Annotated in this window: 13 protein-coding genes; 4 read left to right on the forward strand and 9 right to left on the reverse strand. The window is 59.0% G+C overall.

Annotated elements, in window-relative coordinates:
• Positions 1-182: 182 nt before the first annotated feature.
• Positions 183-1529: a DEAD/DEAH box helicase gene (locus ACR3E2_RS05990; RefSeq protein ID WP_267366133.1), complete on the forward strand. Its 1347-nt coding sequence runs from the start codon at positions 183-185 to the stop codon at positions 1527-1529.
• On the opposite strand, the gene ACR3E2_RS05995 is transcribed toward ACR3E2_RS05990, so the two are convergent.
• Genes ACR3E2_RS05995 through ACR3E2_RS06005 form a run of 3 tightly spaced genes read right to left on the reverse strand, consistent with a single transcriptional unit; the run spans position 1526 to position 3548 of the window.
• Positions 1526-2428 carry an EamA family transporter gene (locus ACR3E2_RS05995; RefSeq protein ID WP_480480605.1) on the reverse strand — a complete coding sequence of 301 codons (903 nt, stop codon included), beginning with the start codon at positions 2426-2428 and terminating at the stop codon, positions 1526-1528. The two genes, ACR3E2_RS05990 and ACR3E2_RS05995, sit on opposite strands and share 4 nt — an antisense overlap.
• 21 nt (positions 2429-2449) lie before the next feature.
• Positions 2450-3352 carry a fatty acid desaturase gene (locus ACR3E2_RS06000; protein WP_480480603.1) on the reverse strand — a complete coding sequence of 301 codons (903 nt, stop codon included), beginning with the start codon at positions 3350-3352 and terminating at the stop codon, positions 2450-2452.
• Entirely contained in the window at positions 3345-3548 is a 204-nt protein-coding gene (locus ACR3E2_RS06005) for a DUF2061 domain-containing protein (RefSeq protein ID WP_267366130.1), read from the reverse strand. Before ACR3E2_RS06005 ends, ACR3E2_RS06000 begins: the two co-directional genes overlap by 8 nt.
• Positions 3549-3653: 105 nt before the next feature.
• On the opposite strand from ACR3E2_RS06005, the gene ACR3E2_RS06010 reads away from it, so the two are divergent.
• Together ACR3E2_RS06010 and ACR3E2_RS06015 are read left to right on the forward strand one after the other, a co-directional pair.
• Positions 3654-4523 carry a helix-turn-helix domain-containing protein gene (locus ACR3E2_RS06010; RefSeq protein WP_267366129.1) on the forward strand — a complete coding sequence of 290 codons (870 nt, stop codon included), beginning with the start codon at positions 3654-3656 and terminating at the stop codon, positions 4521-4523.
• 79 nt (positions 4524-4602) lie between these two features.
• Positions 4603-4785 carry a hypothetical protein gene (locus ACR3E2_RS06015; RefSeq protein ID WP_267366128.1) on the forward strand — a complete coding sequence of 61 codons (183 nt, stop codon included), beginning with the start codon at positions 4603-4605 and terminating at the stop codon, positions 4783-4785.
• 1 nt (position 4786) lies between these two features.
• Here the strand turns inward: ACR3E2_RS06015 and ACR3E2_RS06020 are convergent, their stop codons facing one another.
• From ACR3E2_RS06020 to bcoG, 3 genes are all read right to left on the reverse strand, one after another.
• Entirely contained in the window at positions 4787-5545 is a 759-nt protein-coding gene (locus ACR3E2_RS06020; protein WP_480480600.1) for an SDR family oxidoreductase, read from the reverse strand.
• Positions 5542-7008: a carnitine 3-dehydrogenase gene (locus ACR3E2_RS06025; RefSeq protein WP_480481655.1), complete on the reverse strand. Its 1467-nt coding sequence runs from the start codon at positions 7006-7008 to the stop codon at positions 5542-5544. The genes ACR3E2_RS06020 and ACR3E2_RS06025 overlap by 4 nt, the downstream gene beginning before the upstream one ends.
• Before the next feature lie 84 nt (positions 7009-7092).
• Entirely contained in the window at positions 7093-8007 is a 915-nt protein-coding gene (gene bcoG, locus ACR3E2_RS06030; RefSeq protein ID WP_480480598.1) for a 3-dehydrocarnitine:acetyl-CoA trimethylamine transferase BcoG, read from the reverse strand.
• A gap of 133 nt (positions 8008-8140) precedes the next feature.
• Here bcoG and ACR3E2_RS06035 point away from each other — a divergent pair, with 133 nt between their 5' ends.
• Positions 8141-9127, forward strand: a complete 987-nt coding sequence (locus ACR3E2_RS06035; RefSeq protein WP_480480596.1) for a GlxA family transcriptional regulator — start codon at positions 8141-8143, stop codon at positions 9125-9127.
• Between the two features lie 67 nt (positions 9128-9194).
• Here ACR3E2_RS06035 and ACR3E2_RS06040 read toward each other — a convergent pair whose 3' ends face one another.
• From ACR3E2_RS06040 to ACR3E2_RS06050, 3 genes are read right to left on the reverse strand one after another with little or no spacing between them, the layout of a single operon-like run.
• Positions 9195-10241 carry an aldo/keto reductase gene (locus tag ACR3E2_RS06040; RefSeq protein ID WP_480480594.1) on the reverse strand — a complete coding sequence of 349 codons (1047 nt, stop codon included), beginning with the start codon at positions 10239-10241 and terminating at the stop codon, positions 9195-9197.
• A gap of 29 nt (positions 10242-10270) precedes the next feature.
• Positions 10271-10729 carry a DNA polymerase III subunit chi gene (locus ACR3E2_RS06045; RefSeq protein ID WP_480480592.1) on the reverse strand — a complete coding sequence of 153 codons (459 nt, stop codon included), beginning with the start codon at positions 10727-10729 and terminating at the stop codon, positions 10271-10273.
• 4 nt (positions 10730-10733) lie between these two features.
• Complete coding sequence (locus ACR3E2_RS06050; protein WP_480480590.1) at positions 10734-12200, reverse strand: leucyl aminopeptidase; 1467 nt, start codon at positions 12198-12200, stop codon at positions 10734-10736.
• Positions 12201-12393 lie beyond the last annotated feature (193 nt).

Raw genomic sequence — 12393 nt, forward strand, 5'->3', positions numbered from 1 at the left:
TTGCGCAAAACTCGAACCTGTCTCGATGAAACCCTGATGCAGCGGTCTTCATTTGACCCCGACCAACGTTTTTGTTATGTCCGCGTCCAAGCCGAAATGTCGCATCACGCGCATGGCCATCCGGGCCCGGCACATCTTATACGCGCGGGCCAGGTCAAGTGTCCGCATTCAACCGGACTTACATGACAAAGTTTAACGAACTGAACCTGAACCCGAAGGTCCTCAAAGCCATTGAGGAAGCCGGATACGAAACCCCAACTCCGATCCAGGCAGGTGCGATTCCGCCCGCATTGGAAGGACGCGATGTTTTGGGCATAGCTCAGACAGGCACGGGTAAAACCGCCAGCTTTACGCTGCCAATGATCACACTGCTGGCCCGTGGCCGGGCGCGTGCCCGTATGCCACGTTCGTTGGTTTTGTGCCCGACGCGGGAACTGGCCGCTCAGGTGGCCGAGAATTTCGACACCTATACCAAACACCTGAAACTGACCAAAGCGCTGTTGATCGGTGGTGTCAGCTTCAAAGAGCAAGAAGCCCTGATTGACCGTGGCGTCGACGTTCTGATCGCCACGCCGGGCCGTCTGCTGGATCATTTCGAGCGCGGCAAGCTGTTGCTGACCGGCGTGCAGATCATGGTGGTGGATGAAGCGGACCGTATGCTCGACATGGGGTTCATCCCCGATATCGAACGCATCTTCTCACTAACACCTTTCACCCGTCAGACCCTGTTCTTCTCAGCCACCATGGCATCCGAGATCGAGCGGATAACCGACACGTTCCTGTCGGCCCCTGCCCGGGTCGAAGTTGCCCGTCAGGCGACCGCATCCGAGACCATCGAACAGGGCGTGGTCATGTTCAAAGGCGGCCGTCGGGACCGCGAAGCCAGCAACAAACGCAAGGTTCTGCGTGCGCTGATCGATGCTGAAGGCGACAAATGCACAAATGCGATCATCTTCTGCAACCGCAAGACTGACGTGGATATCTGCACAAAATCCCTGAAAAAACACGGCTACAACGCGGCCGCCATCCATGGCGATCTGGACCAGTCGCAGCGGATGAAAACACTGGACGGTTTCCGTGAGGGATCATTGCGCCTGCTGGTCGCCTCAGACGTGGCTGCGCGTGGCCTGGATGTGCCAGCCGTCAGCCATGTGTTCAATTTCGACGTCCCCGGCCATCCCGAGGATTATGTGCACCGCATTGGCCGCACCGGCCGCGCCGGCCGTGAAGGTAAAGCCATCACAATCTGTTCGGGACGCGACGAAAAAGCACTGGTTGCGATCGAGAAGCTGATCCAGAAAGACATCCCGCGCATAGACAACCCGGTTCAGGACGACCCCAGACCCGAACAGCCAAAGCCTGAGAAAAAGGCCAAAGCCCCCGAGAGCCCGAAAGAAGGCAAAAAGGTTCGCGAACCGAAGGGGCGCAGTCGTGGGCGCAAGGAAGACACCGGTCCGGCCGTCGTGGGCATGGGAGATCACCTGCCCAGCTTCATCGCGCTCAGCTTTGACGAACGTCGCGCCAGCTAAATTGCCAGAACAAGCGCTAAAATCGAAAACCCAAGCAACATCATCCCGGCGATTTCGCGCCGGGTGATCGTCTCGCGGAAGAACAGGATCGACGCCATCAGGCTAAAGATCAGCTCAACCTGCCCCAGCGCTTTGACATAAGCCGCATTCTGCAAGGTGAAGGCCCAGAACCAGCAAAACGAGCCGCCGAGGCTGGACAGGCCGACAAATACCCCGGTCTTTCTCGTTTGCCAGACTGCCCGCAGTTCGGCCCGGTCGCGCCACAGCAGCCATATCCCCATGCTGGCGAACTGGAATGTCACCACTGCGGCCAACGTTACCAGCGCTCGGAACCACGCATCGATATCGCCCAGTTGCAGTGAAGCCCCACGATAGCTGACGGCGGAAAACGCAAACAAAACACCTGATCCAAGCCCCAATTGCGAAGCCCGATTGGTCAGATGGCGCCACCAGGGTCCGGCCCCTCCGGGTGTTTTTGACAACAAAAGAACAGCCATCAACCCCAACAGGATCGCGAACAATGCGCCCCGCGACACACTGTCCCCCAAGACCAAAAAACCAACAATCGCGGTCTGGATCACCTCGGTTTTCTTGAAGGTAATTCCAACGGCAAAATTGCGTTGTTTGAACAACGCCACCACGCAGATCGTTGCAAGGATTTGCGCTGTCCCTCCGATGACCGCGTAAAGCCAGAACAAACTGCCAAGCCGAGGCATGCTCGCCCCGGTTATCTGCAACGCAACATATAGCCCGATAACCGCCAACGGCATGGAATAGGCAAACCGCGCAAAAGTTGCACCTGCAGCGGATAGTTTCACGCTGGCCAGCGACTTTTGCAGCATGAAACGCACAGTCTGGAAACTGGCGGCAGCAATTGTGACAGGGATCCAGAGACTCATGCCACCCGTTGTGTCGTCAAATCAAGGCTTTGGCCAGAGCGGATGTGGCACAGGGTCTTTTGCGCGAAAGAAATACTGCCGGAAAACCTGTGCATAGGACCGGTAAACATAAGCCTCATTGCAAGCCAAATACCTGTCCTTTCCGTCGCGGTACAATGCAGGCAAGCGATACCACGGAGCCGCCGGATTCATATGATGAACGACGTGTAGGTTATTGTTTAAAAACAAAAACGCCAAAGGTCCGCGATCTTCGACTATAACCGTGCGGGCGCGGGATTTTTCATGTGCACGATGCTCAAGAAACGTGCGGATCTTCAAAAGCGACAGCCCCATATAGGCCGCGACCAGATAGGCCCAAACCGGCATGGCCGATTGCGCAGCTACCCACAGAACCACCGCCGCGCCGGGAAGGTGCACAGCCCATGCCAGCAGGATCGCCCTGTCCCCGCGCATCAACCCACGCCATTCGTCACGCATAAACAGAACCTGACCAAGGACAGGCCCCAGTACCATCCGCCCCAACAGCGTGTTGTTCAGGCTCAGGATCATCTGCGCCAGCCGCGGCAATCCCGACCAGATATGCGGATCCAGATAATTCGATTCCGGGTCGTCATAAGGGTCTGTCAGGGTGGCATCCTGATGATGCGCCAGATGCAGGTCCCGAAAGCGGTTATACGGAATTGCCAATGTCAACGGCAGTGCCATCAACGCCTCGTTCAGCCTTTTGGCACGAAATGGGTGCCCGTGCAGGGCCTCATGCGTCAGTGACGAATGCAAAGCCGCAACAACACCCAGAGCAGGGATAGCCAACCACAAGGATGTGTTTGCCAGCCAGAACAGACCGGCAAGCCACGCAGCATAACACAAGACGATCAGGAAAAACGTGCCCCATTCGGGCGATTTGGGTGTCGTGGGGTCAGCCATTTCGGCCCCACGAAATGTTCGCCCAAATTCTTTCGTAAATCACGTACATCGTCAGGCCGATGGCCGTGTTCACCAGCGCCAGCGCCCCTCCTACAGCGGCCGAGCCTGTTGCCAACAGGCCCACCATTGTCATGATCGCCAACCCCATCGCATTCCAAACGATTGCTTTCACGACTGATCTTCGCCGCGTTTCCATTCCGAACCCCGTTTTTTTCTTACTCAAAGCGTTACATCCGGACCCCGGCATTGAAAATTCTGAATATGATTAACAAAACTAATCAAATATGATAAAAATCACGGCATGCAGGAAAATATCGACAAGCGCGATCGTGCCGCGCAATTTCGTCTCCGCCTCGCCCGCGCGATGGAAGAGCGCCATGTCAGCCAAAGTGCCCTTGCGCGCAATATTGGCGTTGACCGCTCGACCGTTTCCCAATTGCTGACAGATCATGGCGCGCGGTTGCCCAACGCCCATGTTGTTGGCGGATGTGCAGCGGCGCTCGGCGTTTCGGCCGACTGGTTGCTGAGCCTATCTGACAGGCCGGAAAGCGCGGCTGAGCTTCTGGCTAGCTCGCTGACCTTTACCGAGGCCCCACGCGCCCTTGTCGATGAACGTATCTTCGAGTGGCATCAGGAGGCCGCCGGGTACAAAATCCGCTATGTCCCGGCCACCCTGCCCGACATGCTCAAGACGCGTTCGATACTGGAATGGGAATACGCCCCGCATCTGGGCCGGACCGCTGACCAAGCCATCGGCGCGTCGGCGGATCGTCTGGCATGGATGCGCAGCGCCCAGTCAGACTATGAGATCGCCATGCCGTTATTCGAAATCGAAAGCTTTGCAAGCGCCACTGGGTATTATCAGGGTCTCAGCCCCGAGGTTCGGCTGGAACAGATCGATCACCTGTTGGCGCTGTGCGAACAGCTCTATCCGCGGATGCGTATCTATCTGTTTGACGCAAAACGGCTTTATTCCGCACCCGTGACGATTTTCGGCCCGCTGCTTTGTGTATTTTACGCAGGAAGTCACTATATGGCCTTCCGCGACCGGGATCGGATCGAGACATTCTCACGCCATTTCGACACACTGGTACGCGAGGCCGACGTGGCCGCCCGGGACTTTCCAAACCATCTGCGTCGCCTCAGAACGGCGGTTTCCCGCGACTGGTGATGCAGCGCCATCCAACCTGTGCTATTCTACTGTGGCGCGAACCATAAGGCATTCCGAACACAGACGGAGGAGCACAGGAATGGACGCAATTCAAACCGCTCAATACGCACGTGCACTTTTTGCCGCCCATGGAGACCAAGCCGAGGCCGAAGCCGCGCAAAAAATGCGCGACTGCGAAGCTGCCGGAAACCGGCAAGAAGCCCAGGACTGGCAGGCAGTCCGTCAGACCATCCGCCAGATCCGTGGTCCAAACCAGGGCTGAGTTACAATTTCGGGTCCGGGTTGACCGTGTGGCCATCCACCGCAATCACCTGACCTGAAACCAGACGTGCCGCATCTGAGGCAAGGAAGACTGCCATATTGGCGACATCCTGCGCTTCGACGAAGCGCCCCATTGAGGTGCCCGAGGCATAGCCCCGATAGACCTCATCACGGGTCATGCCCTTGGCTGCGGCCTCGCGGGTCAGGACGCCCTCCATCCGAGGGCCTTCAACTGCGCCTGGACAAATGGCATTGGCACGGATGCCATAGGGCCCCAGCTCCATCGCCAGTGTTTTCATCAACCCGATGACCGCCCATTTTGCCGACGCATAGGGCGCCCGGAACGGGTAGCCATACTGCCCGGCTGTCGACGAGGTCAGAATGATGCTGCCCGCCCGCGCCGTTTTCATCAGCGGCGCTGCATATTTTGCCGCCAGAAAAGCACCGTCCAGATTGACCGCGACACAAGCACGCCACGCGTCCAGATCAATATCCTCAATGGCATTTGTCGGGCCGGCAATACCGGCATTGGCGCAGAGCACATCCAACCCGCCCGTCGAACGGACGGCGTCAAATACCGTGCGCATGTCTGCTTCGTCCGCAACATCGGCTCGGTGCCTGGTCCAATGTTCGGGCAAAATATCCAACGCCGCCTGATCGATATCAGTAACCCGGACGTCATAGCCAACCGCGTCAAACGCCTCGGCCATGGCCCGGCCGACGCCTGACGCGCCAGCCGTCACCAGAACCCGGCGCGTCATGAAGGCTTCCTGATCGCTGCGCCTGCGCCCTCGGGATAAGGCAATCCGGCCTGAGCCTCTGCAACCCGCGCCATAGCTGCCTCGATTTCAGCAGATGGCGGGCTGGGGCGACGGGTTTCCAGACTGACATGCAGCAGAAAACTTTCGCCCGTGGCCAGCAGCTTGTCGCCCTCGTACATGCTGTGGAACACATGCAGTTTCTTGCCTTGCCCCAACAGCATCTGCGTGCACACGTCGATTTTTGCACCGGCATGAGCTTCATCCACATAGCGAATGTGGTTCTCCGCTGTGAAATAGCTGCCGCCCGAGGCGATGTAATCCGCATCGCATCCGATGATTTCCATGAACCGATCGGTGGCGGCGGCAAAGGCCTCCAGATATTTCGCTTCGTTCATGTGGCCGTTGTAATCCGTCCAATCCAGCGGAACGGCCCGCGACAGGGTCAGGATGGGCTGGCTCAGATCCGCTTGATCCAGCGTCGGCAGCGCACCGGGTTTCAACCGTGCGTCATGTTGGTTCAGCACCGCACCCGCGCCGTAATTCTGCGCCTTGAGGGCCCGCATCATGCCAACAAGGTTGTTGTCGCGAATACGCTCCAGCTCTCGGATCGAATGCATCCCGGATTGTGCGTCAGATTGATTGGCGATCAAATCGACCAGTTCGTCAGTGAACTCGGGAACATCCATCAGCTTGGTCCACGGCCATTTCAAGGCAGGCCCGAACTGCGCCATGAAATGCCGCATCCCCGCCTCGCCACCGGCCACGCGGTAGGTTTCGAACAGACCCATCTGTGCCCAGCGGATGCCGAACCCCATACGGATGGCCTCGTCAATCTCTTCGGTCGTCGCAATGCCATCCTTGACCAGCCACAGCGCCTCGCGCCAGACAGCTTCCAGGAACCGGTCGGCAATATGCGCATCGATCTCTTTCTTGACGTGCAGCGGGAAAAACCCGAGCGATTTCAACAGGTCCTGCGCCTGTTCGATCATCTCGGGCGGGTTCTTGTCCGTTGGTACAAGCTCGATCAAAGGCAACAGGTAAACCGGGTTGAAGGGGTGCGTCACCAAGATCTGCTCGGGGCGCAGCGCTCCGTCCTGAAGTTCGGACGGCTTGAACCCGCTGGTCGAGGATCCGATGATCGCGCCCGGATCGCAAGCCTCCTGCAAGCCTTTGTAAACCTTCAGTTTCAAATCCAGACGCTCCGGCACGCTCTCCTGTATCCAACGCGCACCCTTAACCGCTTCGGCCATGTCGCTGTGAAAGCTCAGCAAGCCCTCGGCTGGCAACGGAACGTCACTCAGCCCCGGCAAGGACCGTCTTGCGTTGTCCAGCACCTCTCCAATCTTGCGTTCCGCCTCGGGGTCGGGATCAAACACCCGCACATCCCAGCCATTGAGCAGGAACCGCGCGGCCCATCCACCACCGATAACTCCGCCCCCAATAATTGCTGCCGTTTTCATGATTTCCCACCTACTGGCTGCGCATGTTTCATCTTTTTAGAAATACTCCGGGGGCTTGGGGGCTGGCCCCCAAAACCCGCGTGTCCATTATTTTGCAACAGGTGCCTGCTTGGTCAGCCCCAGCTTCGCACGGACTTCGTCAGGGCCGATCACGCGCGCGCCCATATTCTCGATGATGGATCCCGCACGTTCCACCAGCTGCCAGTTCTCGGCCATTACGCCCTTATCCAGCCAAAGGTTGTCCTCAAGCCCCACGCGCACATTGCCGCCCGCCAGAACCGAAGCCGCGACAAACGGCATCTCGTTCCGTCCCAGTGAAAACGCGCTGAAGGTCCAGTCATCCGGCACGTTGTTCACCATCGCCATAAAGGTATTCAGATCATCCGGCGCGCCCCACGGTACCCCCATGCACAGCTGGACCAAAGCGTTTGGTGCCAGAATCCCTTCCTTCACCAGTTGCTTTGCAAACCACAGGTGGCCGGTGTCAAAGGCTTCGATTTCGGGCTTCACACCCAGATCAGTCATCATCTTGCCCATGGCGCGCAATGCACCGGGCGTATTCGTCATAACATAATCGGCCTCGGCAAAGTTCATTGTGCCGCAGTCCAAGGTGCATATTTCGGGCAAGCATTCGGCAATATGCGCCACGCGTTCCGAAGCGCCAACCATGTCGGTGCCCTCGGCCACAGGAAACGGGTTTTCAACACCGCCGAATACGATATCGCCACCCATCCCTGCGGTCAGATTCAAAACAGCGTCCACATCAGCGTCACGGATGCGGTCTGTCACCTCACGGTACAAATCCAGCCTGCGGCTTGGCGCACCGGTCTCGGGGTCGCGCACGTGGCAGTGTACCACTGCCGCCCCGGCCTTGGCGGCAGCGATTGCGCTGTCGGCGATCTGCCGCGGCGACCGCGGCACATGCGGGCTGCGGTCCTGCGTCCCGCCCGAGCCGGTTACGGCGCAGGTAATAAAGACTTCGCGGTTCATTTCCAGAGGCATGGTGTTTTCCCCAAGTTATACCCGGTTCTGCCTTGGGTTTTCCCCAGGCTTTTCCCCGGATTCCGATTTGCGTTCTGACCCGACTCTGGCGCAGCTTTGGGAAAACCACTTGGCAATATGCGAATCAAACTTGATGAAATCCGCAAAAAACATACTGCAACCGGAACACCGCGCCCTGAAAACCGCGGTGCTTGTGCTGGACGAATGCAACACGCTCAGCTTTGCCTCTGCGGTGGACCCGATGCGGGCCGCGAACCGTCTGGCAGACCGCCCGGCCTTTGACTGGGACTATGTGACCGCGACGCCAGAACCCGCAATGCTGACAAGTGCGTTGCAAGTGCCCGGTATTCCACTGGCCCGGCTGCAATCCTGCGACCTGATGATCGTGGTCGCCGGGTTCCAACTGGCCCGCCACGCCACCCCCAGCCTTCTGGCTGGTCTGCGCCGCATCGCCGGCACCGGCGCAACGATGGCAGGCATTGATGGCGGTCCCTGGCTTCTGGCCGAGGCCGGGCTACTGGACGGCCACCTGGCAACAACCCATTGGGAAGACCTCGAAAATTTCGCCACCCGGTTTCCCGAAGTTGATGTGCGCACCGACCGCTTCACCGTTTCGGGCAACCGCCTGACTTCGGGTGGCGCAATTCCGGCTGTCGAGATGATGCTGCACATCATCGCCGCCCGTCACGGCGCGAGTTTCGCCGCGCGTGTTGCGGGCCTGTTCCTTTACGATGGCGCTCCGGACCCTGGAAAACCGCAAAGCCGCACAGGCGTACCCCATCGCCACACAGCACTGACCGCAAAGGCCAACTCAATGATGCAGGCGTCACTGGATGATCCCCTGCCGCTGGCCTATATCGCAGATCGCCTAGGCACCAGCCCGCGGACGCTGCAACAACAGTTCCGCCTGCGCCTGAACACGACGCCGCAGGACCACTATCTGCAACTGCGCCTGGCCGAGGCCCGTCGTCTGGTCACCGACACTGATATGCCATTGATGGATGTGGCGCTCGCCACCGGCTTTGCCTCACAATCCAGCTTTGCCCGCGCTTTCCGCACCGCCCACGGTCAATCGGCCCGCGACCTGAGACACGAACGCGCGCATCCCACCCATCACTGACCGGATCCACCTTCATCTGGCCCAAAATATCCCGGGGGCGTCGCCAAAGGCGACGGGGGCAGAGCCCCTAAAACGGCATCGGGTGCGCCCGATGCGCCCTGCTGATCTCGGCCAACACATCCTTGGGTAATTCAAGATCCACGCCCGCCAGAATATGATCCAGCTGTGCAACGGTCGTGGCCCCGAAGATTGCCGACATCATGAACGGGCGCGTCCGGCACCACGCCAGTGCCATATGCACCGGATCCAGACCATGCCGCGCGGCGATGTCCAGATAAGCTGCAACCGCCTCGAAAACACGACCGGATTTCCGGCCTCCCATCTCGGGCACAAAGGACATACGCGATCCGTCGGGGACGCAGTCATTTTGATACTTCCCGGTCAAAAATCCTGCCGCCAAAGGGGAAAACGCCATCAGCCCAACATCTTCATGCACACTCAACTCACCCAGGTCGGTGTCGAAATGGCGGCACAGCAATGAATATTCGTTCTGCACCGATGCCACGCGCGGCGCCCCCATCTGTTCGGCCAGCCGCAGCCATTGCGCGGTTCCCCAAGCGCTTTCATTCGACAGGCCAAAGGCACGGATATTGCCCTTGTCCACCTGAGCCTGCAATGCCTCAAGGCATTCCTGCATGTTGCTCAGCACTTCGTCCGTGTTTTCGCCAGACGGCGCATAATCCCAATTCTGCCGAAACATATAGCTGCCCCGATTGGGCCAGTGGAACTGGTAGAGGTCGATGTACCCGGTCTGCAATCGTCGCAAAGACCCCTCAATCGCTTCGGGTATGGTGCGGGCGGTGATCGGCGCACCATCACGGACAAAGGACAGCCCCGCGCCGGAATGCTTGGTCGCCAGAACATAATCACCCCGGCGGGTAGGATTGGCGGCATTCCAGTTTCCCAAAATCTCTTCGGTGCGCCCGATCGTTTCCTTCGCGACAGGGTTCACCGGGTACATTTCGGCCGCGTCGACAAAGTTGATCCCCGCGTCCAGCGCCATATCCATCTGCCGGTGCGCATCCGTTTCAGATGTTTGAGAGCCAAATGTCATCGTGCCAAGGCACAGATCGCTCACCATAATTCCGGTACGGCCCAAAGGCTTCTTCTGCATCGTCGTATCTCCTGAAAATTGCGGGCCGGTCAGGCTTCGGCCTTTTTCTCCCACCGCCCGGACTCCTCCGACCAGTATTGTGCGGAACATCCGGCATCCGTCAGCGCTTTCCACTGCCCGCGCGCGTGTTGTACAGCCATGTCGTCATTGCCATCGAACAGGATACAAACCCGTTCCAGCGCGGCGACTTCTTCCGCCTCGACCGGCGCTCCATCCACGGCCATGATGCAGGTCGCGCCATTTCCCGCCACGGCGCTGGTGGTCAGCAGGATCGGCTGGTCCGCGTCATGCGGACCGCCTGCGCGACCATGGGGCAGGAACCCGTCCTCGGGTCCCAGCCAAAGTTTTTCATCCAGCCAGTCCATCCGTGCAGGGTCAGTACCCCGCACGGCTATCCGCCACCCGGCTTGCCGCGCCTTGTCCAGCAGCGCAGGCAAGGTGTGCTCCAGCGGCTGGCGGGTCAGGTGGTAGAAATAGACAGCGCCCATATGCCTACTCGAAATTGTCCTGCACAAACCGGCTCAGTGCGCGTACGCCCCAGCCGGTGGCGCCTTTGGGCGCATAAGATGTCTCGTCGGCAACCGAGGCGACCCCCGCAATATCCAGGTGAATCCACGGCGTTTCCTCTTTCACGAAACGCTGCAGGAATTGCGCGGCGGTGACTGAACCCGCGGGACGACCGCCCACGTTTTTCATGTCGGCAATGCGCGATTTCAGCAATTTGTCATAGGCATCGCCCAATGGCATCCGCCAGGCGCCTTCATCCTCGGCCTTGGCAGATTTCAGGAAGGCATCGCAGAATGTGTCATTGTTCGAAAAGACACCAGCATTCTCATGGCCCAACCCGATAATGATCGCACCGGTCAAAGTTGCCAGATCGATCATGCCGACCGGCTTGAACCGTTCCTGCGCGTACCACATCACGTCACACAGAACCAGACGGCCCTCGGCGTCGGTGTTGATGATCTCGACCGTATCACCTTTCATAGACCTGACCACATCACCCGGACGGGTGGCGTTACCTGATGGCATATTCTCGACCAGACCAACCAGCCCCACGACATTGGCTTTTGCCTTGCGCTTGGCCAGCGCGCGCATGGTGCCCGCAACAACTCCGGCTCCGCCCATGTCCATGGTCATCTCTTCCATGCCAGCAGCTGGTTTGAGCGAGATACCACCCGTGTCGAACACTACGCCTTTTCCGACCAAAGCCAGAGGCGCGTCGTCCTTGGCACCGCCATTCCACTGTATCACCACCACTTTCGAAGGGCTGTCCGAGCCCTGCCCGACGCTTAGCAATGTGCGCATCCCCAACTCGGCCAGCTTGTCTTCGTCCAGCACTTCGACCTCAAGACCCAGCCCCTGCATCTCAACCAGGCGGTCCGCGAATTCGGTGGTGGTCAAAACATTTGCCGGTTCATTGGTCAGATCGCGCGTCATCCGAACCCCGTCAGCAATTGCATAGAGAGGTGCGAATTCTGCCTCGGCCTCAGCAGGCTTTGAGTGGCTGATTGTCACTGTGCCAGCATTCTGGCTTTCCTTGGTTTTATGCGCGTCGAATTCATAGCTGCGCAGAACAATCCCCAGTGCCAGATCCTCGACGCGCGCGTGATTGCCAACCATCACCAGCATGTCCTTTCCGCCCGCCAGTTTGGCAAGGGCTGCACCTGCCTTGCGGGCTTCGCCGACCTCAGGGCGACGTGGCAGAACCAGAACATCCAGCGCCTCTGCCGCCATTCCTGTGGGCCATGCCATCGAGATGACGTCCCCTGTCTTCGACTTTCTGAAACTCTCGCTTTCAACAAGCCGCGCCAACCCGCCCTTCGTCAGACGGTTGGCTCTGCGGGCTGCCGGGCCCATCTTACCGTCGTCCGGAATGATGATGGCGACGCGCCCTCCGGCCTGCGCCATAGCCTCCAGGTCAAATTCCTGAAAACGGATCGGTATCAGACTGCTCATTGTACACTCCTCGAATTCTGTTCCCCAAGACCTAGCCCGCGGGGCACGCATTGACCAGATAGCAGTTTTCCCCGCCTTTCAATTGCATTAAGGTCCCGAAAAAATGACCGGCAGGCTCGGGGGAGAAAGACGTGGTACGAGAGGGCAGGCATACGCCGTCGCGCACAGCATTGCGCAGGCGCGATATCGGCCC

This window comes from Ruegeria sp. AL7 (assembly GCF_056536105.1).